Source organism: Marinobacter sp. EVN1, from assembly GCF_000475375.1.
Classification (GTDB): Bacteria; Pseudomonadota; Gammaproteobacteria; order Pseudomonadales; family Oleiphilaceae; genus Marinobacter; species Marinobacter nauticus.
In genome coordinates, this window is record NZ_AXCB01000013.1 from 1 (window position 1) to 23518 (window position 23518).

The following is a 23518-nucleotide window of genomic DNA, read 5'->3' on the forward strand; positions in this document are numbered from 1 at the left end:
CTGCTTCCACGGAATCAGCTTGTCCATCCGTTCCAGAAAGATCTCGCGGCGGGTTTTGCGCTTTTTGGTCTGGTACTCGGCTTCGGAGAAGGTGATCTGATCCATGGTGGCAACGATCCTATGCGGTTGACGACGGCCGTATTATCGCTGATTTTGGGGACTTATTCAGAGTCTCCCTAAGTGACCCAAATCATTTCTTTCATCATATGTTCGAGAATTCCCAAACTTGAGGCCTACGCCAGCAGATATTTTTCACCGATCAAAAGGTTGCTGAATGCAGCCAGCAAACGTTATTTAAAAACCTCTAACCGTTTAGTTGAGTAATAGATTGCCATCAGCACTGGTACGTCCTTGCTATAAAAAACTGTTTCATTAGCGCCATACCTTTGATTCAATTGGTCAAGTGTCCTGATATCAATACCGGATGTCAGAACCCGCCTCCCATTTACATCTCCAACAAGCCTGAATCTCACTCTGTTTGATTTACAGACTGCCTGCAGTTTGAACTCTGAGTAGCCCGTTCTTGGATGCCACTTTCCAACGGCTTCAACAGTGACACTTCCAAGAGAAGAGGCCGAAAACATTAAGTGCTTGGTGTGATTTAACCAAGATTCAGTGATATACACCTCAACCCATAGCGGTCGCGCAAAGTCACAATCTTTTATTGTTAAGAGGATCAAGTTCATATTTATTGGCTCACTCCGGTGACTGGCTGCTTCGGTTGCCACGCAACATATTGCCTTCAACTCTGGAGCCTTCCGTTCACCAAAGATTTCAGTTCAGTATCCGGATCCTCTATTAGTTCCGGGTTGATCGTTCTGCGTTGTTGAACGAGTGTCTTGCCTACCAAAAAAGCAAGGGGCAGGTTGACCGCGTCAACAGCAATAACACAGCCTTCGCGGAGATAGAACACGGCAAATCCTTTATCCTCGGGGGTGCCTCGAACCACTCGCTGATCATGATTTTGCGACAATCCTACCATCTGCAGACGAACATCGTACTGGTTTGACCAGAACCATGGAACGCTATCATAGGGTTTCTCCTCACCCATCAGGGTTGCCGCGGCTGTACGAGCCTGATCGACAGCATTGGCGACAGACTCGAGTCGTTGCATCTTTTCGAAGAAAAGATTCCGGTGCCGGGTGCAGTCACCGATCGCCAAGATGGCGGGGTCCTCGGTACGGGTAAATTCGTCAACAATAATACCGTTATCACAGGGCAGGCCGGCGTCCTTAGCCAGAGCGGTTTCCGGGATAATGCCGATCGACACAAGGACGATGTCGGCCGGTACGGTGCTTCCGTCCGCCAACGTCACGCCAGCCACATGCCCCTGATCGCCCGCTTCGAAGCCGGTTACCGCTGTGTTCAGACGTACGTCCACGCCGGCGCCACGGTGTTTGTCGTAAAGGAACGCTGATATTTCCGGGCCCGTAACGCGCTGCATAAGACGTTCGGCGGCTTCTAGCACCGTGACATTAACACCTTTTTTGTTGGCACTGGCCGCCACCTCAAGGCCGATGTAACCACCACCCACGACGACCAGGCGCTTTCCAGCAACTAACTGTTCACGCAGTACCTCTGAATCAGCTATGTCGTGCAGGTAATGAATGCCATTTAAGTCAGCCCCGGGCGCGTTCAGGTGTCGAAGGTGTGACCCGGTGGCCAGGACCAGTCGATCGTATTGCAGCCTGCTCTGATCCGACAAGCTGATGGTGCTACTGTCCCGATCAATTTGTTCGACGCGCACACCGAGCCGCAACTGATGGCCTGCGTTCTCGTATACCGAGCGCGGTTTCAGGTACAGCGACTCCTGATCAACGTCTCCTGTCAGGTAATTCTTGGACAGCGGCGGTCGATGGTAGGGCGGATGAGGTTCATTCCCCACCAGAACGACCTCATGTTGATATTTTTTTTGGAGTAAGGCTGTCAGGAGGGCACCTGCTGCGTGCCCACCGCCAACAATGACCGTCCTCTCTTTACGTTTGCTTACCATAGGCTATCTCTTTCGCTGTGCCCTGGGATTGGACTCTCCACACGTTCGGATGCCATCCTGGTCAATCGGTTAATTAACTGTTCGGTGTCAGTTTGACCATCAACCTGGAATAGCCCCGCACGAAGTTGGACTGCACCCGCTCGGGCTCTTCGACGACTTCGATGTTGTCAAAACGCTTGAGTATTTCTTCCCAGAGGATGCGCAGTTGCAGTTCAGCCAGACGGTTGCCCATGCAACGGTGAACCCCATAGCCGAACGACATGTGGTTTCGTGCGTCCTTGCGATCAATGATGAACTGATCGGGGTTGTCAAATTTGCGCTCGTCCCGGTTACCCGACGCGTACCACATGACAACTCGATCACCCTTCTTGATGGTCTGGCCGCCCAGTTCGACATCCTGCTTGGCGATTCGGCGCATATAGGCCAGCGGCGTTTGCCAGCGGATGATTTCCGACACCATGTTCGGAATCAACTCCGGTTTTGCCTTCAATTTTTCAAATTCCCTGGGGAATTCGTTCATGGCCACCAGGCCACCACTCATCGAGTTGCGCGTCGTATCGTTGCCGCCGACTATGAGCAGCGTCAAATTACCGATAAACTCCATCGGCCGATTGATCAGGTCTTTCGTTTCTTTGTTGCTCTGCAACAGGCTGATCAAATCGAAACCGGGCTCCTCGCCTGCTGCGCGGCGCGCCTCCTTGTCCCGCCAAAGCCTGGAGAAAGACCGGGCCATGTCTGCCGCGTCGTCAAACATGGCATTTTCATCGGCAAACTCCCCGCCGGTGGCCGATGCTGCACCTGCCATTCTGTCCGACCACTCAACCAGCTTGTGGCGTTCCTCGTAAGGAAAATCCAGAAGCGTCGCCAGCATGCGGCCTGTGAGTTCCTTGGAAACAGCAGGTACCCAGTTAAAGGGTTTGTCTGTAGGCAGGCTGTCAAGCACATCGCCGGTGCGTGATCGGATCAGCCCCTCCATCTCCTTCAGGTTTTTCGGTGCCACTACTCCCTGCACCGAGCTGCGCTGCACATCGTGTTTCGGCGGATCCATCGCTATGAACATTTCCACCGACAGCCCCTCCGGAGGGTCACCGAGAATGATTTGCGGCTCGGCGGAAAACAGGTCGTGACTCTTATCCACGAACAGGATGTCTTCAAACCGAGTTACCGACCAGAAGGGGCCGAAAGGGCTGTTCTTCTGGTAATGGACCGGCGCCTCATCACGCAACCGTTTGAAATAGGCGCGCCACTGACCCTGCCGGTATAAAAACGGATTGCTGACATCGATGTCCTCAAGGGCCAGCGTGTTAACGTCCGGGATGGGTGTTTCAACGAATTCGGGCATCGGTCGGCGTGGGCCGAAGGTCTTCCTCTTGGCGCTCATTAAGAATTTCAGTCCCTGAATTTGCCTCTGCATCGGCACCACCCTGGAGGTGGCGTTAATCAGTCGGGACTGAATGTCGTCAAATGTTCTGGGCAGTGTTGGCATGCGTCCTCCTGTGTTCACATCTGGAACTCGGGTAAATGCACGGTCATGCCGTCCATTTCATCAGTCAGTACCACCTGGCAGCCCAGGCGCGAAGTGCTCGCCCGCTCCGGTGTCATTGACAGCATTTGTTCTTCCTCATTGCCAGGCGTGCCTGTCTTGCTGAACCATTCGTTCGTGACGATAACGTGGCAGGTACCGCAGGCGCACTCCCCCCCACAATCCCCGTCGATACCGGGAATGGCGCTATCAACAGCGATTTGCATTACCGAGGAACCAGCTTTGAATTCTGCGACATGTTCAGTTTGATCATGTTCGATAAACGTAACTTTGCCCAATGTTGTTCTCCTACCAGCATTGATGATTGACAGATATTGCCTGTCTGCCAGCATATTTTTCAGGTCATTTCTTGACAAGCAGGGGTCATTTGAAGACAAAATGGCGAAACTTTAGGAAGGGGGGTATCAATGATGGCGGCGCGGAAGAAAATGGAGGAGTTGCAAAGTCCCGGTCCGGATATTCCATCGAATTACTCACGGCTAGTTGCACGTGAGCTGAATCTGACAGCCAGACAACTTCCGCGTCTGCTGCGGGGCACTGGACTTGGGGTGACGCAATTTTTGAGCGAGGACGGACTGCTTACTGTGGCTCAGCAGATACAGATCCTGCGTAATGCAATGGATCTGTCCGGCCAGCCAGAATTTGGGTTAAGGCTGGGTAAACGAATGACTCCGGCAACCCACGGAGCAATGGGGTTCGTGGCTTACAGCAGCCCCGACCTCCTCACTGCTCTACACGCGATTCGGACATTCCTGCCCACGCGCGCGAGCTTCATCCAGTTGCACTTGCAGCAAGTCGGTGAGCGTTTGGAATGTATTCTGCAGTACCTGGGGCCATTAGACGATGACATACAGCGTTGCCTGTCGGATGCGATGGTCAAGGCACTTTTCGAATTCGGCGAGTTCATGGTTGGCCGCCCTTTGCGCGAGGCTGAAGTATGCTTTGCCCATCCGAAACCCGAGTATCACGCAACGTATTCGGACTTTTTGTCCGGGCAGATTCACTTTGATTGCAGCCAATTAAAACTCAGCTTGCCGATGGCCTTGTGTCGGGAACCAAACGCCTCTGCCAATCATGAAAACTATCATCTGGCCATGCGACAGTGTGAAGCCATGCTTGCGCAACTTCAGTCCGATAAGCCAAGCTACCAGACCCGGCTGAAGAAGATGATGTTGTCCCGGCCGCCGGGAACGCTCAGTGAAGAGGAAGCGGCTGCTTCTCTGTTCATCAGCAAACGCACCCTGGCGCGTAAACTCAACCATGAAGGCAGCAGTTTTCGAAAAATCCGTGACGAGATTCTGTCTCAGCAGGCAGCGCTATACCTGCGTGACAGCGAACTGTCAATCGAGGCCATTGCCGCGTTGATGAATTATCACGACAGTGCCAATTTCAGACGCGCCTTCAAACGCTGGTTTGGCCAGCCACCTGAGCAATTCAGGCTAAACGTCAGATCACACACCATCTATACACGTGATTAACAAACATAAACCGGCGCTAATTACGCTTGGGGAGCCAGTGCCTATGTTCGTACACTTTTCCTGATTACACCATCCATGATGACGTTCCAGACAAAATCACCAATGCCGTCGAGTGTATAGACACCTTTCGGATCAAACCAGGTTGCGACCCAGTTGAGCGCCCCGAGGCCGATTAGGCGAAGCAGGCGAGCATTGACATCCTTCCGAATCACGCCTTGCTCAATCATCGTTTCGATGATCTCGGCCCAAAGGGATTCATACTGGTCACGCAAAGCGATGATGTCCCCGCGGGCCTCCGCGCTCAGTGAACGCCACTCAAACAAAAGTACGTAAACCGTATCCGAATCAACCAGCAGGGCGTGCAAATGTGCGTTGATACAAAGACGCAATCGTTCCACGGGATCGTCCGAGCTGGCGTACGCGGTTTCAACCTCTGTTGTAACCAGGTCTACTCCCCGACGCATCAGCTCAACGAGCAGCGCTTCCTTGCTGCTGTAACGATAATACAGACTTCCGGGCAGCATATTGCAGGCTTCGGCAATCTCCTTTAGAGACGTCCTTTCAAAACCTTTCTCTCGAAAGAGCCGGGCGGCGTTAGACAAAACGTTACCCTGATCGCCTAATTTGCTTGCAGGGGTAATCTGTCTGTCAACCATGGCTTAAACATCTCCTGAGCAATCCCGTTTATTAATCATCAGAGCAGCCATCATTCGATTCGTTTCACTGATCGCACGCCATTACACCGGTGCCGTGCCATTTGGATTAACAAAGTGTTGACTTTTGGTTGGTTGACCAACCAAACTTTGGAAACAATGCTACTCACAAGAGAACGCCATGGCAATGACCTATGACAATCCACTGGTCCTCTACACTTCCGCCCCTGCGCGAAATGCATGTCAGACTGGGCGGATCTGATGAACGATCTGAACAAACTTCAGCACAGTGACGCTGTGACGACGGCGTGGCAGTTCACCGAACAGGTTCCTCACGGCAGGGATCTGGGCATGCAAGTTGTCTCGGTAGACCAGGGCCAGGTCTGTATGCGGCTAACCCCGCAGTCATGGATGTTCGCCCATAAGGATACAAAAGAAATCTGCACCAGCGTACTTTACTCGCTGGCAGACTCCGCCGGAGGCTTGGCGGTATTCGCGGGTGCCCTGGAGTTGATGCCCATTGCCACTCTGGATCTGCGCATGGATTATTTGCGGCCTGCCATCGGCGACCGGGCCCTGTCAGCGGTGGCCACCTGTCGTCATTTATCGGACGATGTCGCGTTTATTCATTGTGACATCCTTAGCGAGGGAAATCGCGAGTTACTAGCGACGGCAAACGCCACCTTCATGCGTAACACCCAGGGACAGCAATTGCATGCAGGTGGACCAGGAAAGGAGAGCGCATGAGCACGACTGGCGATTCGGCCCCACAAATCTCAGGCACTGCGGAAAGTGCGAAAGAATGTGCTGACTGGCAGGCTCTTCTGGAGCGCATTCCCTATGCACAGCACCTCGGGCTTGAGGTTCAGCGCGGTGATGTAGGCGTATTGGTTCATTTGCCGTGTCGTGAAGCGCTGATTGGCAACTTCATGCTACCAGCCCTCCATGGCGGCGTGCTTGGAGCCCTGATCGAACTCACCGCGCGGGTGGCTGCGCAAAGCCAGGATGCAGAGACACGTTGCCCGCGCATTCTCGACAGCCACATCAATTACCTCCGCTCCGCGAAGGCCCGATCGACGTTCGCCAGGGCCGACATTATTCGGCAAGGCAGGCGCACCAGCCTGGTCCAGGTGACCTGCTGGCAAGGCGATGATAAAAAACCGATCGCCACTGGTCAGGTTCAGTTATTGCTCCCGACAATGGCCGCCCAACAAGAAGACCGTCATGGACATTAAGCACAACACACCTGAACGCGACGAATTCCGGGCGACGGATGGCGCCGATATCGCACTGTGGCGCTGGCCGCAATCCAAAGCGCGACCCACACTGCACTGGGCCCATGCCACGGGTTTCCATGGCCGCCTGTACCATCCACTGCTTGACGAGCTCGCCACGGACGTCAATGTCCTGGCCTGGGACATGCGAGGACACGGGGCCAGCGTTGGTGCAGCCAACCTGTCGACATTCCGGGGCTGGGAAACCTATTATCGCGACCTGATCGCTCTGCTGGAATGCCTGGACGAACCGGTCTGGCTTGCCGGCCATTCCATCGGTGCCACCACCAGCATCATGGCCGCTGCCCGGCGGCCTGACAAAGTGCTGGGTCTGATTCTGGCGGAACCGGTGATCATGGATCCGGTGCAGGGCCTGAAGTTGGGGCTGGCCAAGCTGCTGCGTCAGTCACATCGGTTGTCGCTGGCCGCCGGAGCGGCACGTCGGCGCAGGGTATTTGATTCGCACGCTGCTGCGCTGGACAACTATCGTGGCCGCGGTGGCTTCAAGACCTGGCCCGAAGCATGGCTGAACGCCTACGTCCAACACGCCTTCGTGCCGCAGGGTGACCAAGTTCAATTGGCGTGTGCGCCCGAATGGGAGAGCACCACCTTTGCCCATACCGAACACAACCCCTGGCCCGGTATTCGTCAGTTGCGGTGCCCGGTTATAGCACTGGCCGCGGAACGCGGGTCAACCTTCTCACCAAAGGCACAAAAACGCCTGAAGGCCCTGCTGCCTTCGGCTGACGTCAGGGTTCTTGAGGGCACGACCCATTTTCTGCCTATGGAGCAGAAGGACATCGTTCGCGATGCTATCCTGCAACTAGCTTTATCTGGATGCCGCGAGAACTGATATCCACACCTTAATCTTGCCGATCGAGACATCTGCCATGCGCTTTCTGCTGACCCTGTTTATCTCGCTGCTCATTCTGTCAGGTTGTCAGCAGTCCGCGGAAACGCCTCCAGAGGCCCGCCCCCCTGTTCCCTGGGTAAAAACAGTGGAATTGAAGGAGGCAGGTCCAACATCTCAGAGGTTTTCAGGAACCCTGCGAGGCCGCCACGAAGTTCCCCAGGCCTTTCAGATCGCCGGCCGGATTCAACAACGTTTCATCGATCCCGGTCAGCGCGTGGAAAAAGGCGACTTACTGTTCAAACTCGATTCACGAGACCTTATCGCAACCGCGGAGGGGGCCGCCGCAGATCTGAGGCGTGCAGAAGCGGCCCTGGCCATTGCCACTAATGAGCTCCAGCGACAGCAGGAACTGGTAGGACGTCAGTTTGTCAGCGAACAAACCCTGCAACGCCTTGAACTGGCGGAGCGTGAAGCACGCAGCCAGGTGGAAACGGCTTCTGCACGAAATCAGCAGGCTCAGAATGCTCTGGGATATGCGGAACTAAAAGCCGCCAATGCAGGCGTGATCACCGAGGTCATCGTTGAGCCCGGCCAGGTTGTGGGTGTCGGTCAAACCCTTGCCGTTCTGGCTGAAGATCAATCCCTGGAAGTCGAGGTCTTTTTACCTCAGGGCAGCAACCCGCCCCGGCAAGGTTATGTTCCTTTACCCAATGGCGAACAGCTTGCGGTGAATCTGAGAGAGATTGCCGGGGCTGCCGACGCCAGAAGCCGGAGCTGGCGTGCCCGATACAGCCTGGAGGGGCCCTACCCTTCGTCTTTAACGCTTGGTTCAGTGGTGAGTGTCCGGCTGATGCAGAAACAAACCACGGCCAGCCATCGTGTACCGCTGGGTGCCCTTGATGAGAGAGGAGAAACGCCGCAGGTCTGGTTGGTCTCCGACGGCATGGTGACCCCCCTTGCGGTCGAGGTTATCGATTTGGGTGAGGAGTATGCGCAGATCCGGGCCAACATCAACGCGACTACGCCGATCGTCGCATTAGGGACACACCTGCTCACGCCTGGCATGGCGGTGCGGGAGCTGGCTCAATGAGCCTGCCTAATCTTTCCGCACTGGCAGTGCGCGAGCGTTCGGTCACCCTCTTTTTTCTTTTGATGTCCGTTGTTGCGGGCTTCTACGCGTTCTCATCCCTTGGTCGGGCGGAAGACCCTGCGTTCACTGTCCGGGCAATGGTGGTTTCTGTGGTTTGGCCAGGAGCAACCCCTGAGGTGCTACGGAATCAGGTGGTGGACCGCCTGGAAAAACGAATACAGGAAGTGGCGTATTTCGACACTGTTGAAACCACCATTCGGCCCGGACAGGCCACCATGCTTATCCGGTTCCAGGATTATACGCCTAGTGAAAAAATGCCCGATCTCTTCTATCAAGTTCGCAAGCGCATGTCCGATGAAAGCCCCAATCTCCCCCGTGGTGTCATCGGCCCCATCGTTAACGATGATTTCTCAGACGTGTATTTCTCCCTGATGGCCCTCACAGCACCGGGAATGCCAATGCGTGAACTGACCCGCGAGGCAGAAGCGATACGAGATCGCCTGCAACGGCTACCCGGCTTGCAAAAGGCACAGATCCTGGCCGAGCGTCCTGAGCGGGTGTATCTCGAGTTTGATCAGGACCGGCTCAACAATCTCGGCTTGTCGGCAGAAGAAGTGTTGCAGGCGATAGAGGCCAACAATCGCCTTGAGCCTCTGGGCTTTGTTGATCTTGCCGGCCCGCGGGTTTATGTCCGCAGCAACATTGACCTGTCTGACCTTGAGCGCCTCGCCTCAGTACCTCTGCGTATCGGAGACCAAGTTATCACCGTGTCTGATCTGGCCGAGGTGCGTTTGGGCTATGAAGATCCGTTGAACTACATCGTCCGTTCCAGCGGTGAGGATGCGATCCTCCTGGGCGTCGTCATGGAGGCGGGCGAAAATGGCCTGGAGTTTGGTGAACGGCTCAGTAAGTTTGTCAGCACTGAACAGGCCAGGCTGCCCCTGGGGATGTCAATACAGACCCTGACCAACCAGGCTGAGGCCATCACTCAGGCCGTTGATCTTTTTCAGGTCAAGTTTCTGGTGGCATTGGTCGTCGTAATGGGCGTCAGTATTCTGGCGATCGGCCTGCGTGCGGGTTTAGTGGTGGGCATTGCGATTCCCGTTACTCTCGGGCTGACCTTTTTATTGATGAAAATAGCGGGCATTAACCTGGACCGCATCACCCTGGGCGCGTTGATTATCGCACTGGGCCTGTTAGTGGACGATGCGATCATCGCCATTGAAATGATGATTGTGAAGATGGAGAGTGGCTGGGACCGGGTACGGGCAGCCAGTCATGCCTGGAGCGTCACAGCCGCGCCCATGCTGTCTGGAACGCTAGTAACAGTGGCCGGTTTTGTCCCCATCGGCTTTGCTCAGTCGGGTGTCGGGGAATACACCGGTAACATCTTCTGGGTGCTGGCTTTTGCGTTGCTGATTTCCTGGGGGGTGGCGGTCACCTTTACGCCTTATCTGGGCGTCAAGCTATTGCCCGATTACATCGGGCATACTGGCCAGGACCTTTATCAAAGCGCTTTTTATCAGCGGTTGCGTGGGGTGATTGCAGCGTGTGTAAGGTACCGGAAAACCGTCGTTTTTCTCACAGTGGGTTTACTGGCTCTCAGTGCTTTCGGTATGGCAGCCCAGGTACAGAAGCAGTTTTTTCCCAGTTCTGATCGCCCCGAGGTTCTGATCAGTGTCTATGCTCCGCAGGGGAGCGCTATTGCCACCACGGATCAAAGCGTCAGACGCCTCGAAGCGATATTGATGGACATGCCGGAGGTTAAAAGCCTGTCCGCTTACATCGGTGCCGGTGCACCCAGATTCTTCGTATCGGCAAACCCCGAGCAGCCGGACCCGGCGTTTGCCAAGTTGATTGCCATCGGGCAGGACGTTGAAGGGCGCGATCACATCATCTCGACGCTGGAGGCCAAAATCGCGGCGGGTGAGTTTCCTGAGGCGAGAGTGCGTGTAACGCGTTTGCTGTACGGCCCGCCGGTGGCCTGGCCGGTCAGTTTTCGAGTGTTGGGTCCGGAACCCGATCAACTCAGAGAGATCGCGCACCAGATTCGGACTCTCATGACCGGGCATCCGAACATCGTCATGCCGCACCTCGAATGGGATGAGCGTGTGCCCACGCTCTATCTTGAGTTGGACCCGGAAAACCTGGGCTGGATGGGCCTGACCCCGGCAGAGGTTGCACGGCAACTCCAGTTCCAGCTTCGCGGCGTGGCCGTTACCGAGTTACGCCAGGGCATAAGGAGCGTTCAACTGGTGGCGCGTAATGCCCGCGGTGAAATCATGATGCCCGAAGATCTTGAAATCAAAACCCGCGACGGCCGCAAACTCTCCGTAAAACAACTGGGGCAGTGGCAGGTTCGTTATGAGGAACCGGTTATAAAGCGTTACAACCGCGCCCCCTTCCTGGCCGTTCAGGCGGATGTGGAAGGCGCCCAGCCACCGGATGTCACCAAAGAGATCTGGAGTACGATGGCAGGCCTGCGTGAACGGTTACCGGACGGTTATCGTATTGAAATTGGCGGTACGGTGGAGCAATCCGCCAAAGCCAACGCCTCCATTCAGACTTTACAACCGGTGATGTTGGCGTTGATGCTGATTTTCATCATGCTTCAGATGCGTTCATTTATCGGCACCTTGACCGTTCTGGCCACCGCGCCATTGGGACTCATTGGCGCTGTGCTGGCTTTGCTGTTGTTTAATCAACCTTTTGGCTTTACCGCGTTGTTGGGGCTCATTGGCCTGGGCGGTATCCTGATGCGAAACACCATGATTCTGACGCAGCAGGTGCAGGACAACTTCACAACTGGGATGGCTGCTCGGGAAGCCGTGGTCGAGGCAGCCGTCCAACGCGCTCGCCCCGTGGTACTCACTGCCCTGGCGGCCGTTCTGGCGTTTGTACCTCTGACCTTTGACCTGTTCTGGGGGCCGCTCGCTTATGTACTTATAGGGGGCGTAGCAGTCGGCACTCTGATCACCCTACTGTTTGTTCCGGCGCTTTACGCACTCTGGTTTCGGTTAAAGGAAAAGTGAGCCAGGTGTTTGAGCTCCGAAGTAATCCTTACATAGCCGACGAAGCCAGAACCGGGAGATTCAGGGGTTACTTGCCCATTCCCGTAACAAGAATTGCCCCGGTCCCCGGAGACATTCAGAATCGGTAACTCATAAAAACACCGGTGTAGGCTTGGGTAGCCTCCCCGATATCACTGACAATCGGGCTATCCTCTGCATCGCCGGTTAATTGTGACACCCCGGCGGTCGCGGTGACCGACCATTGCGCAGACAACGAATAGGTCAAACTGCCTGTCAGGCCATACCGGGCATAGCCATCAGGGCTATAAGAGGCCAAGCCGGAGCGGGCACTTTCCGTATCGGAAATACCAAACCTATCGTCTGTCCAGTCATCACTGCTGTAGGTCAGGTTCGGCCCCAGGGAGGCAAACCATTGATCGCTGAACTGGTTCCGCCATCGTGCCTTAAGCACCACCTGATAGCCATCGACATCGCCGGTGAAGGGAGATTGGACGGCTGCGCTGTACAACCATGCGTCGTGATTGTAAGCAACGCGCAAGCCGGCGATCGCGCCGCCATCAATCTTGTCCAGGCGTTCAAGATCCTCATCATTGTCGCGCCCCGGAATGTAACCAATAAAGGGTGACAGCTTCCAGTTGCCGTGGCGAATCAGGTTCCAGCCAAGACCATCGCGAATGTTAAAGTAGAAACGGTCACCATAGCTCACATTGATCGTCGGCCAGACCCTGGTTTCATAATCGTCGCTGCCAAGGTAGTCCGGAGCATAGAGTACACCCGCACCCAGGCTGGCGTCCCACGCGGGCTTTGCCAGGCAGGCGGTTGAAGCAATCGACAACGTAGCTGATGTGGCCATGAGCCACAGACGTTTACCTTTTGAAAGCATAGACGGCTTTTCCCATTGACTGGCTGCGCCGCCGAGGCGCAGCGAAGAGTGTTAAGTGGGTCACTATCGGATTCAGGACTCGGAAGGATTTCGGTACCCGGCCATCATTGCCATCATCCAGCCCGGGTACTCCTCCGGGATACGACTCACCTCGTCCAGAGCTTTACGCTCGTCATCAGACAATCGGATCTGTGCGGCCCGGATATTGGCTTTCAACTGATCTGGTCGCTTGGCACCAACAATAACACTGGATACAGGTTCCTGGTGCAGTAGCCACGCAAGAGCGATCTGGGCCACGGTGACGGGTTCGCCGTCAATCTGCTTTCCGTCAGCCACCTCACGCATGACCTTGATAACCTCTTTGCCCCGCTCGCGGTTAACCGGAGGGAAGTCGAACTTAGTGCGCCGGTTCTCCTCGGATGCGTCCGGACCCTCGTATTTGCCGGACAGGTAACCGCCGGCCAGCGGGCTCCACACCATCAACCCGACCTTTTCCGACGCCAGCATGGGGATCACCTCCCGTTCCAGGTCGCGCCCCACCAGGGTGTAGTACGCCTGCAGAGACGTGACCGGGCACAGGTTGCGGGCCCGGGTGATACCGATGGCCTTCATGACCTGCCAGGCGGCCCAGTTAGACAAGCCCACATAACGCACATGGCCCTGTTGCACCAGGGTATTCAGTGCCTCCAGGGTTTCTTCGATCGGGGTGGCCGGATCAAAGCCATGGATCTGGTACAGATCAATGTAGTCGGTCTGCAATCGCGCCAGGCTCGCCTTGCATTCGCTCATGATGTGGCCACGGGATGCACCACGGGCATTGGGGCCCTCGCCCATGGGGCCGAGCACCTTGGTGGCCAACACGACATCTTCCCGGCGGACACCGAGGTTTTTCAGGGATTGGCCAACGATGCGCTCGCTGGCCCCGAAGCCATAGATGTTGGCGGTATCGATAAAGTTGATTCCCGCCTCCAGAGCGATCTTCACCAGTTCGTCGGCCTGTTCCTGCTGCAACTGGCCGATCAGGCCCCAGATGTCTTCATCACCGCCGAAGGTCATGGTTCCCAGGCAGAGTTCGGAGACGAACAAGCCCGAGTTGCCCAGCGACTTATAACCTGGACGATTGTCATCATTGAACCGCGGTAAACTCTCAGTTGCCATGTTGCACCTCCTCATGCTTTTCGGTTGGTGTTCCAGAATTCACTGTAAATAATGCCGGTTTCGGTTTTTTTGCACTCGCTTGTGTTACTCGGCGAAGATGGCCTTATAGAAACGCATAGCGCCCTCCCAGGAGCGGGCGGCAGCCGCTTCGTCATAACCCACCGGCATGCCGAACTCCTCGGCGATCTTGTCAGCACCCGGGTTAGTAAATGAGTGCAGTACTCCGGGGAAGCTCACCAGTGTCAGATCGACTTCGGCATCCTGCATCTCTTTGACCAGGCTCGCCACCTGATCCGAGGGGACCAGCTTGTCGGCACCGCCTGTGTAAACCTGGATCCTGGCTTTTACGGACCCGGGCTCAGCCTGGAGGGGGCTGCCGAGCGCACCGTGGAAGCTGACAACGCCGTCCAGATCAACACCCATGCGCGCCATGTTGAGAACAACGGCACCGCCAAAGCAGTAACCTTGTGCTGCAATTCGGGACGTATCAACACTTTCGTGGTTCTTCAGGATGTCCATCGCCTTCATGAAGCGTGCCTTAACCTGGTCCATGTCCCTGGTGGCTTCCTGCATGAATTTCTGGGCAGTATCAGGGTGGTCGGCTTGTTTACCCGAGCCATACATATCCAGCGCAAAGGCTGTATAGCCGGCTGAAGCAAGCCGTTCTGCCTGATTTCGCGCAAATTCATTGTGCCCCCACCATTCATGGACAACCAGAACCCCCGGGCGCTTCTGCCCGAATTCATCATCCCAGGCCATGTAGCCGGTGAAGGTCTCGTCGCCGACTTGATACTCAATGGTTCTGGTTTGCGTTTCTGCCAGTACCTGCGTACTTGCAACAGTGAGTGACAGCGTGGCTGCTGCCAGTGCTGTTTTCAGGGTGCTCATCATCTGTTTGCTCCTTTTCGCTCGTTATGAGTCAATTTGCGTAGCGATTATGTACGGGTAGACATCGACCAAAGCTCACAGGAAATGTCGCCGGGTGAGCGAACACGAATTTAATCGCTCGCTCAAAGCGCGATTCCTGTCCTGTCGTTACCGACAGCGGGCGCGCAGCAGTCGCGTTGCGGCATCAAACACGGCGAGGTCTTCTTCGGTGCGCGCGGCGAGGTGAGCGCCTTCCAGCATCGCCAGGGTCGCCTGCGCTTCATCGGCGGGATCCAGGATGGCCGAGACGGTCCCATCCCTGTGTCCCAGCTCAAAGATTGCCATAATCCACTGCAGAACCATTGCACGAACGGCGCCGACTCTGGCAATGACGGTGTCGGACAGGCTTTCGCGGCAGGTCGAAAAGGCAACACACAGACACACGGTCTTGCCATCATGCAACGCTCCGCGGTACAGGGCAATGAGTGCCTTGAGGCGCGCAGCGGCGCTGGCATGAGCTGCCTCGATCTCGGCCAGACCCTGCTGCAGACTGGTCTGGTAGCGTTCGATCAAGGCTTCGGAGAGCTTCGCCTTGGTGGGGAAATGGTAATGGATCGAGGCCTTTCGAATGCCGATGGCCTCAGCCAGATCCGCATAGCTGAACCCGTCAAAGCCCCGTGACCGAACGGTGTGCTCGGCAAGGTCCATCAGGGCTGTTCTGGTATCACGGTTCATGGTTATCCACCTGTCTGCCTTTGCAATCCCGCTATTGCCGGGCTTATACCCTCGGCGCCCCGGCAAATCGCAGGTGCCCCGTTTTCATCCAGATCTTGGCGCCGTCGTCCCCGGCCGTCAGGGACAACCGGTGTCCTTCAGGGAGGCGCAGCCAGTCATGCCTGGCCAGCACCTCGCCATTGCCGGTCACCGAGCCTTCGATTACCAGCAGCTCGATTCCGCCGGGCGCCTCAGATGTCAGTGTCGCTCCTGCTTCGAGCCGGCTGTAGGTCACGATCTCACGATCGTCCTCATGCAGCTTTGCGGTGGAAACGCCGCCGACCGGGGCGCCCAGCTCGGCCTCCATATTCTTGCTGAACTGAGTGCGGTCGGCCAGGTCGAACTGCCACAGTTTCACAAATATCGTGCAGCCCGTTTCAGAGCCCGGACTATGTGACGTGGTTGGGGGGTTGCGCACATAGCTACCCGCGGGGAAGTCGCCGTGCTCATCCTGGAACACACCATCGAGTACGATGAATTCTTCTCCACCGGTATGGGTATGCGCCGAGAAATGGCTCCCCGGCGCATAACGCACGATGGTGGTGGCGCGGGCAACCTCCTCCCCGATCCGGTCCAGCATGCGCCGCTCCACCCCTTTCATGGGCGAGGGCTGCCATTCAATCTGGTCGGAATGCATAACCACCGGTTCGGAGAAATCTGCATTAATCTCCATGTTATTCCTCCCTTTTGTGCGCTTCATGGTTTCAGCGCTTGCATTAAACCCGAAGGTTTCGGGTCATCCGGCGATTGAAGGACGGGCTGCGACTCTTGCGCGCCAGGCCTGTAGATGGGTCAGGGACTCGGGAATGTCAACCTTCGCGAAATCCGCAAACCCCAGGCCGGCAAAGGCGGTGATGTCTGCGACCGAGAAGCTGTCGCCTGCAAGAAACTCGTTGTCCGCCAGAACACTGTCAAGGTAGGCCATGGTTGCGCTGGCCACTTCTTTCTGTTTATTGCCCCACTCAGCGCATTGCCAGGTTTCCAGATCCGGACCGAGCCCCGGGGTCGCGTGGTGAAAATAGGCACCCACGGCGTTCATCAGCCCGTTTTCTGCCCGCAGATTCATCATCGCGATAAGGGCGCGCTCCTTCGGGGTTGTGCCCGTAAGGGACGGACCATCGAAGACGCCGTCGATATATTCGGTAATGGCGTTGCACTGGGCGATGCAGGTGCCATCGTCAAGTTCCAGCATGGGCACGGTGGCATCGGGGTTTTTCGTCTTGAACGCGTCGGAACGGTGTTCGCCGCTCATCACATCTACCGGAACGAATTCCACCTTATTCGTTGCGCCTTTTTCTGCCAGGGCGATGCGAACGCGGAGCGGGTTGGGAAAGCCTTCAGTGTCGTAAATTTTCATTGGTTACCTCTGTTGGTCATTAAGCATACGACGTTTAATTTACCTATCAGTAGATAGGTGCGCAAGAGGCAATTTAATTAGTCTGCTTTGCTTTGAGCCGCTGACCAGACATTCCAGATGGCAAAAACCATTCAGGCCTCCTCGCAGTAACACCAGCCAGGGTTGCTCTGACATAGCCCGCGTTTCCTTCAGGCCCGGATTAAATCCAAGGTTAAACCTTTGATGTTATTATTTTTTATGTCCATGGATTTGAGATTTCAGCTGCTTTAGAAGGTCTTTGGAGCTCTCATAATACAGGGTGTAGAACTGATCCAGATCAGCCAGCTTGGCAAGCGTTTGTTCATTGGTAATGGTTGCCTTGGCTTCGGCGATCACCTCCTTTCTGGCCTCGAGCCGTTTTATCTGCCCTTCCACCAAGGCAGCGTAGGGATGGGGACGAATCGCGAAGAAGTCCTGGCGCTCACCCGGCATTGTTCGACGCTCAACAATGCCGAGTCTTTCAAGAAAGCACGTATTCGTACTGACGCTCGCCTTACTGACACGCAACGTATCCACAAGCTGCGATGAGCTGACGGGACCATCCGACACGATCAGTGTCGCCCAAAGTTGCCCAGCGATGCGGGAAAAGCCTTCAGATTGAGCCTGAAGACCGAGGCGCTCAATAAAACGCCTGTCTGATTCAGTCAGTGTTTTCATAATCAGAAGATTGCAATGAATTCTGCCAACCCCCGCCCAGCGCGCGATACAAATTAACCGTCGACTGCAAGTGATCGCGCCGCGTTTCCACGAGATCAAGTTCGGTTGTAAACAGGCTTCGTTCAGCGTCCAGCACCTCCAGGTAACTGGACGCGCCACCCTCAAAGCGCAATCGCGCAAGTTTAGCCGTGCTTCGCAGTGCTGCTACCTGCCGGGCCTGCGCTTCCAGGCGATCTTCGGTACCACGCACCCCGGCCATCGCGTCGAGCACCTCCCGAAACGCCACCTGAATGGCCTGACGATACGCAATCAGGGCCTGGCGTTGACGCGCCTCCGCCTGATTGACTAGTGCCTCGGAACGCCCGAAGTCCAGCAACGGGCCGACTAACGAGCCGCCCAACTGCCACGTGGATGCCGAACCCTGGAACAAGTCGCCACCGGACGCACTTCGCAGGCCCAGCAGCCCCTCGAATGAAATCCTGGGCAGAAACGCCGCCCGGGCAACACCGATTTCGGCGTTGGCCGCGATCAATTCCTGTTCGGCTGCGGCAATGTCGGGTCGCCGAACCATCAGATCTGCTGGTCGGCCTGCAGGGATACTGGCCGGAACATCCATCTCACCAATGGTATTCGCTACGGAAATATCACTACGTACAATCCGTTGTGGATCTCGCCCCAGAAGCACTGCCAAGGCGTTTCGCTGAAGGGAGCGCTGTTGGCGAAGCCTCGGAAGTTCGGATTCAGCGGCCGCAAGCTCGGATTCTGCCTGCCGCAGGGCCAATTCATTAATCTCGCCTCCTTCAAACCGGGCCCGTTGCAGGGCGACCGATTCGCGGCGGGACGACACGGTGCGTTCCGCGATGTCGATCTGACGATCAAGCGCACGCAAATTGAAGTAACCATTGGCCACCTCACCAATCACGGCCAGTCGCACGGCCTCGCGATTCGCTGCACTGGCCAGAAGCCGTGCCCGGGCTGCTTCGCTGGCATTGGCAAGCCGCCCCCAGAGATCCAGCTCGTACGATAGAACACCGCCAACCTGGATATCATTGAAGGGTTGACCACCAGTACTGTTGACGGACTCCTCACTCGGGCCCTGGCGCACCGCGGAGCCCTCCACCTCCAGAAGTGGGTATCGTTCTGCCTGCTGTCCGGTAAGGAGCGCCCTTGCTTCGGCAACCCGGGCAGCGGCGAGCTGCAGATCGTTGTTGGCATCAAGTGCCTCCTCAACAAGCGTGACAAGTGCCGGATCGCCATAGCCACGCCACCAGTCCAGAGGGAGTTTCTCGTCCGCCGAAAGTCGTGCGGACGTCCAGTTTTCCGGCATCGACGGCTCGGGCTTCTTAACAGTCGGCGCGAGTGAGCAGCCACCAAGTGACAACACCATCAAAGTGGTCAGCAATACCTTAACGGTCATCAGCCACACCTCCATTTGCCCGTCCGGGAGCGGCCGCAGCCGAGTCATCCTGGTCTCTGGAGCCACTCAGAAAATCCGTGATACGGCGGACGACCACATAGAACAGTGGAATAAAGAACGTCGCCAGTATCGTTGCCGAAATCATGCCGCCAAGAACCGCCGTTCCTATCGCAATACGGGTGGTTGCACCGGCACCACTGGCGAAAGCAAGCGGCAACACACCCATGCCGAAAGCAACCGATGTCATCAGAATCGGCCTCAAGCGCACTCGCGCCGCTTCCTTGGTTGCCTCGATCAATTTCATTCCCTGATCCTCTAACGAGCGGGCGAACTCCACCAGAAGTATAGCGTTGCGCGCAGTCACACCAACGGTGGTCAGAATGCCAACCTGGAAGAAGACGTCGTTAGGAAGCCCGCGAACCATCGCTGCAAGTACCGCCCCGAGTACGCCCAAGGGCACCGCCAGCATCACGGAAATGGGTATGGTCCAACTTTCGTAGAGCGCGGCGAGCGCCAGAAACACCACCAGTGCCGACAGCGCGTAAAGCAGGGATGCCTGGGCACCGGCCTGGCGCTCCTGATAGGACAGGCCGCTCCAGGCGCCGGCCACACCGTCCGGGAGTTGAGCGATCAAACGTTCGACCTCCGCCATGGCCTCACCGGTACTGTAGCCCGGTGCCGGCTCACCCTGAATCTGACGGGACGGAACACCGTTGAAACGCTCAAGGCGCGGTGAGCCATACTCCCAGCGTCCGTTCGTCACTTCGCTCAACGGGGTCATCTCTCCGTTAGCGGCTCGCAGATACCACGCCTCAAAATCCTCAGGCAGCATCCGGAAAGGGGCATCACCCTGAACATAGACTCGCTTGACCCGCCCCTCATGGAGAAAATCGTTAACGTATTGCGAGCCCCAGGTCACCGACAGAAGTCGACTGATCTCGGACGGCTCTATGCCAAGGGCCTGCGCCTTTTCGTAATCAATGTCCACTTTGTAGCGGGGATTGTCCGCCAAACCGTTGGGGCGCACACTCGTCAGCACGGGGCTTTCGGCCGCCAACTGCAGCAATTGACCTTGCGCTGCCATGAGCGCTTCGTGCCCGATGGCACCCCGATCCTGTAAACGCAATTCAAAGCCCAGGGCCTGCCCCAATTCCGGTATCGGTGGCAAATTGAAAGCAAAAGCCCGCCCATCACGCACCAGCCCGGCAAGCGCCCGGTTCGCCCGCTGAATGATCGCGTCGGCGCTTTGCGTCTCGGGATCGCGCTCACTCCATGGCTTGAGATTGACGAACGCCAGTCCCGCGTTCTGCGCCCGGCCAGCGAAGCTGAAACCAGCGATTGTGAAGAGGCCCTGCACCTCATCCTGGTCCATAAAGTAATCTTCGATAACCTCAATGGTATCGATTGTGCGCTGCTGCGTTGCACCGGGAGGCAGCTGGTACTGAACCACAACAAAGCCCTGGTCCTCCGCCGGCAGGAACCCTCCGGGCAACCGCAAAAAGAGAACCGCGACCAGTCCGACGATCCCGAAGAACGCAAAGGTGTAAATCCATGCGTGGCGCGCCGTATGGCCAACCAGCCGGACATACCCCCGGGTTAATCGCGCCAGGCCGGTTTCAAACCAGCCGAACAGTTTTTGCAACAGGGTTCTTTCATGCGTGGGCTTGAGTATCCGACCGCACAGCATGGGGCTGAGAATCAGCGCCACGAGCACCGAAAGGACCATGGCACCAGCAATACTCAGGGAAAACTGCCGATAGATTGCACCGGTGGAGCCCGGGAAGAACGCCATCGGTATAAACACAGCAGACAGCACCACACCGATACCAATCAGAGCGCTGGCTATCTGCCCCATGGACTTGCGCGTCGCCTCCATCGGGCCCAGGCCGTCCTCATGCATCACACGCTCGACGTTCTCAACCACCACGATGGCGTCATCCACCAGAAGGCCGATCGCCAATACGAGACCGAAGAGAGTGAGCATGTTGATGGAAAAACCGAAAGCCGCCATGATCGCAAAGGTGCCGAGCAGCACCACCGGGATCGCGATCGCCGGCACCAGGGTGGCTCGCCAGCTCTGCAGAAACAGCAGCATCACCAGCACCACCAGTGCGACTGCCTCGATGATGGTCTGCACCACTGCATCAATGGAGGCCTCCACAAAGGGGGCCGTCTGGTAGGGATACCGAATCTCCACCCCTTCCGGAAAATACGGCTCGAGCTCCTGGAGCCGCGCTTTAACAGCCTCTGTGACCGCAAGCGAGTTGGCACCCGGCGCCAGATTGATGCCAAGGCCGGCTGCCGGCTCGCCATCGTAGAAAGTGTCAATCTGGACTGCACCGCCGCCCAGCTCAACGCGGGCAACATCCCCCAGGCGCACCCGGGACCCGTCGGGCATACTCTTGAGCAGGATGTTGCGGAACTCTTCGGTTGAGGTGAGCAAGGTCTGGGCGGTGACCGTGGCATTGAGCTGCTGACCCTCGACCGCGGGCAGCCCGCCGAGCTGGCCGGCGGTGACCTGGGCGTTTTGCGCCTCGATGGCGGCGCTCACGTCGGCGACGGTCAGGCCGTAATTGGTCAACGCCGAAGGGTCCAGCCAAATCCGCATCGCATATTCAGAGCCGAAAACCTGCACGCTGCCGATACCAGTTACCCGTCCAATGGGTTCGGCTAACTCGGAGCTGATAAAATCGGCGATATCCAGCTTGCTGAGGCGACCGTCGGTAGAGACGAATGCCATTACCATCAGAAAACTGGTGCTGGATTTCTCGACGCTGATCCCCTGCTGGCGCACCACCTCCGGGAGCCGCGGTTCCGCCAGTTTGAGCTTGTTCTGCACCTGGACCTGGGCAATGTCCGGATCGGTGCCCGCCGCAAAGGTGAGAGTAACCGTAGCGTGGCCTGAGGAATCCGCTGTTGACCCCATATAGAGCAAATTGTCGAGGCCGGTCATCTCTTGTTCAATGACCTGAACCACCGTATTGGACACGGTGTCCGCCGAGGCGCCAGGATAATCGGCCTGAATCTCCACCGCCGGCGGCGCCACCGACGGGTATCGCTGGACCGGCAAAACGAAGATCGCCATGATGCCCGCCAACATGGCGACAATGGCCAGAACCCAGGAAAAAACGGGCCTGGAAATGAAGAAATTAATCATTGTGCGGGGCCCTCGTCGTCGGAGGCGCTTTTCTGTGAACTATCCTTGCCACTGGCTTGCTGGTTTTGGGTGGGATGTAATGGAACATCTGCCTCAACCGGCTTCACCTTGGCCCCTGGCCGAACCTTTTGCAGACCGGAGACGATAAGGCGATCCCCCGGCTCTAACCCGTTCTCCACCAGCCAGAAAGCGCCAATGGCCCGCTCTGCCTCTAACTGGCGGGCAACAACTTCTCCCTGCGGGTTGACCAGCAACGCCGTGGCCTCGCCTTGCGGATTACGGCTCACGCCCTGCTGCGGCGCCAGAAGGGCGTTCTCCCGCACCCCCTCGCTCAGGCGAACGCGCACGTACATTCCAGGCAGAAGGTCTTCGTCAGGATTGGGGAAAACCGCCCGCACAGTGACCGAACTGGTGCTTTGGTTGACGGTAACATCCGCAACGTCAACGCGTCCCTTATGCGGATAGAGAGTACCGTCATCGCGCAACAAAACAGTCTCGGCTTCATTTAGGCCGGGCTTAGAAGCCGCGCCCTCATTCAGAGACGACCGAATTCGAGCCAGTTTTTCGACCGGTAGCTGAATATCGACATACATGGGATCAAGCTGAACCACGCGCGCCAGGACCTGGGGCTGATTGGCGGTTACCAGTGCACCCTCCGTGTACAGTGTCGGGCCAATGCGCCCGGCGATGGGAGCCTTGACCTCGGTATACGCCAGCTCGATACCCGCCGTTTCGACCATCGCCTCGGATCGGGAGACATCCGCCCGGGCTGCCTCCAAGGCCGATAGCGCTTCATCACGCTGACGCTTGCTGACCGCATTCTTCTCAAACAAGTCTGACGTACGTGCCCACTCCCGCTGAGCCTGTCGCAATTCGGCCTGTGCGCGCTCCAGTTCTGCCTGGGCCCGTTGATGGGCAGCACGGTATCGGTTGGGGTCGATCTGGTAGAGGACCTCACCTGCTTTGACCTGGGCGCCTTGTTCAAACAAGCGCTCCTGCAAAATGCCCGTGACTTGCGGCCTCACTTCCGAGATACGGTAAGCGGCGGTCCTGCCCGGCAGTTCCATTGAAAGGTTCACACGCTGCGGCTGCATTTCAACAACCCCGACTTCCGGAGGCGGCGGCGCTGACCGTTCAGCCTTTGCCTGACCGGAGGAATTGTCACAACCAGCCAGCAAAAGAACCGCCAACCACATTGGCAACATGCGGACCCCAAATAGCCGCACCATCAAACTCTTCTCTGTCTGCATATAACTAACCTCTGAATGGGCAAAAGACTCAAAAACCGTTCAA

At 56.8% G+C, this 23518-nt stretch carries 20 protein-coding genes; 6 read left to right on the top strand and 14 right to left on the bottom strand.

Features of this window, described 5'->3' with window-relative positions:
- Positions 1-742: 742 nt before the first annotated feature.
- The 3 genes from Q674_RS26480 to Q674_RS26490 form a co-directional block, all read right to left on the bottom strand.
- Positions 743-1993 (bottom strand): NAD(P)/FAD-dependent oxidoreductase, encoded by a 1251-nt coding sequence (locus Q674_RS26480; RefSeq protein ID WP_011784143.1) that lies wholly within the window; start codon positions 1991-1993, stop codon positions 743-745.
- Between the two features lie 73 nt (positions 1994-2066).
- Positions 2067-3479, bottom strand: a complete 1413-nt coding sequence (locus tag Q674_RS26485) for a cytochrome P450 (RefSeq protein WP_011784142.1) — start codon at positions 3477-3479, stop codon at positions 2067-2069.
- 14 nt (positions 3480-3493) lie between these two features.
- The gene (locus Q674_RS26490) at positions 3494-3814 is read right to left on the bottom strand and encodes a 2Fe-2S iron-sulfur cluster-binding protein (protein ID WP_031209878.1); all 321 of its coding nucleotides are present in this window, start codon (positions 3812-3814) and stop codon (positions 3494-3496) included.
- Between the two features lie 129 nt (positions 3815-3943).
- Here Q674_RS26490 and Q674_RS26495 point away from each other — a divergent pair, with 129 nt between their 5' ends.
- Positions 3944-5014 carry an AraC family transcriptional regulator gene (locus tag Q674_RS26495; RefSeq protein WP_011784140.1) on the top strand — a complete coding sequence of 357 codons (1071 nt, stop codon included), beginning with the start codon at positions 3944-3946 and terminating at the stop codon, positions 5012-5014.
- A gap of 41 nt (positions 5015-5055) precedes the next feature.
- Here the strand turns inward: Q674_RS26495 and Q674_RS26500 are convergent, their stop codons facing one another.
- Positions 5056-5670: a TetR/AcrR family transcriptional regulator gene (locus Q674_RS26500; RefSeq protein ID WP_011784139.1), complete on the bottom strand. Its 615-nt coding sequence runs from the start codon at positions 5668-5670 to the stop codon at positions 5056-5058.
- A gap of 258 nt (positions 5671-5928) precedes the next feature.
- Here Q674_RS26500 and Q674_RS26505 point away from each other — a divergent pair, with 258 nt between their 5' ends.
- Genes Q674_RS26505 through Q674_RS26525 form a run of 5 tightly spaced genes read left to right on the top strand, consistent with a single transcriptional unit; the run spans position 5929 to position 11916 of the window.
- Complete coding sequence (locus Q674_RS26505; RefSeq protein WP_031209883.1) at positions 5929-6414, top strand: PaaI family thioesterase; 486 nt, start codon at positions 5929-5931, stop codon at positions 6412-6414.
- Complete coding sequence (locus tag Q674_RS26510; protein WP_011784137.1) at positions 6411-6902, top strand: PaaI family thioesterase; 492 nt, start codon at positions 6411-6413, stop codon at positions 6900-6902. Before Q674_RS26505 ends, Q674_RS26510 begins: the two co-directional genes overlap by 4 nt.
- Positions 6892-7794: an alpha/beta fold hydrolase gene (locus Q674_RS26515; protein WP_011784136.1), complete on the top strand. Its 903-nt coding sequence runs from the start codon at positions 6892-6894 to the stop codon at positions 7792-7794. Before Q674_RS26510 ends, Q674_RS26515 begins: the two co-directional genes overlap by 11 nt.
- A gap of 37 nt (positions 7795-7831) precedes the next feature.
- A complete protein-coding gene (locus Q674_RS26520) occupies positions 7832-8884 on the top strand; it encodes an efflux RND transporter periplasmic adaptor subunit (protein WP_011784135.1) in 1053 nt (350 codons plus the stop codon).
- The gene (locus Q674_RS26525; RefSeq protein WP_011784134.1) at positions 8881-11916 is read left to right on the top strand and encodes an efflux RND transporter permease subunit; all 3036 of its coding nucleotides are present in this window, start codon (positions 8881-8883) and stop codon (positions 11914-11916) included. Before Q674_RS26520 ends, Q674_RS26525 begins: the two co-directional genes overlap by 4 nt.
- Positions 11917-12031: 115 nt before the next feature.
- On the opposite strand, the gene Q674_RS26530 is transcribed toward Q674_RS26525, so the two are convergent.
- The 10 genes from Q674_RS26530 to Q674_RS26570 all read right to left on the bottom strand — a co-directional run bounded on the left by Q674_RS26530 (position 12032) and on the right by Q674_RS26570 (position 23475).
- Positions 12032-12799, bottom strand: a complete 768-nt coding sequence (locus Q674_RS26530) for a MipA/OmpV family protein (protein ID WP_031209884.1) — start codon at positions 12797-12799, stop codon at positions 12032-12034.
- Positions 12800-12871: 72 nt separating this feature from the next.
- Entirely contained in the window at positions 12872-13957 is a 1086-nt protein-coding gene (locus tag Q674_RS26535; RefSeq protein ID WP_023008333.1) for an aldo/keto reductase, read from the bottom strand.
- 84 nt (positions 13958-14041) lie between these two features.
- The gene (locus tag Q674_RS26540; RefSeq protein ID WP_023008334.1) at positions 14042-14848 is read right to left on the bottom strand and encodes a dienelactone hydrolase family protein; all 807 of its coding nucleotides are present in this window, start codon (positions 14846-14848) and stop codon (positions 14042-14044) included.
- Between the two features lie 144 nt (positions 14849-14992).
- Complete coding sequence (locus Q674_RS26545; protein WP_023008335.1) at positions 14993-15559, bottom strand: TetR/AcrR family transcriptional regulator; 567 nt, start codon at positions 15557-15559, stop codon at positions 14993-14995.
- A 43-nt stretch (positions 15560-15602) separates the two neighbouring features.
- Positions 15603-16271 (bottom strand): cupin domain-containing protein, encoded by a 669-nt coding sequence (locus Q674_RS26550; protein ID WP_023008336.1) that lies wholly within the window; start codon positions 16269-16271, stop codon positions 15603-15605.
- 63 nt (positions 16272-16334) lie between these two features.
- Positions 16335-16955, bottom strand: a complete 621-nt coding sequence (locus Q674_RS26555; protein ID WP_023008337.1) for a glutathione S-transferase family protein — start codon at positions 16953-16955, stop codon at positions 16335-16337.
- A gap of 228 nt (positions 16956-17183) precedes the next feature.
- Positions 17184-17651, bottom strand: coding sequence for a GbsR/MarR family transcriptional regulator (locus tag Q674_RS0120610; protein WP_011784128.1), 468 nt, complete (start codon positions 17649-17651; stop codon positions 17184-17186).
- Entirely contained in the window at positions 17635-19068 is a 1434-nt protein-coding gene (locus Q674_RS26560) for an efflux transporter outer membrane subunit (RefSeq protein ID WP_011784127.1), read from the bottom strand. The genes Q674_RS0120610 and Q674_RS26560 overlap by 17 nt, the downstream gene beginning before the upstream one ends.
- Positions 19058-22225: an efflux RND transporter permease subunit gene (locus Q674_RS26565; protein WP_023008338.1), complete on the bottom strand. Its 3168-nt coding sequence runs from the start codon at positions 22223-22225 to the stop codon at positions 19058-19060. The genes Q674_RS26560 and Q674_RS26565 overlap by 11 nt, the downstream gene beginning before the upstream one ends.
- Complete coding sequence (locus Q674_RS26570) at positions 22222-23475, bottom strand: efflux RND transporter periplasmic adaptor subunit (RefSeq protein WP_011784125.1); 1254 nt, start codon at positions 23473-23475, stop codon at positions 22222-22224. The genes Q674_RS26565 and Q674_RS26570 overlap by 4 nt, the downstream gene beginning before the upstream one ends.
- Positions 23476-23518: the final 43 nt, after the last annotated feature.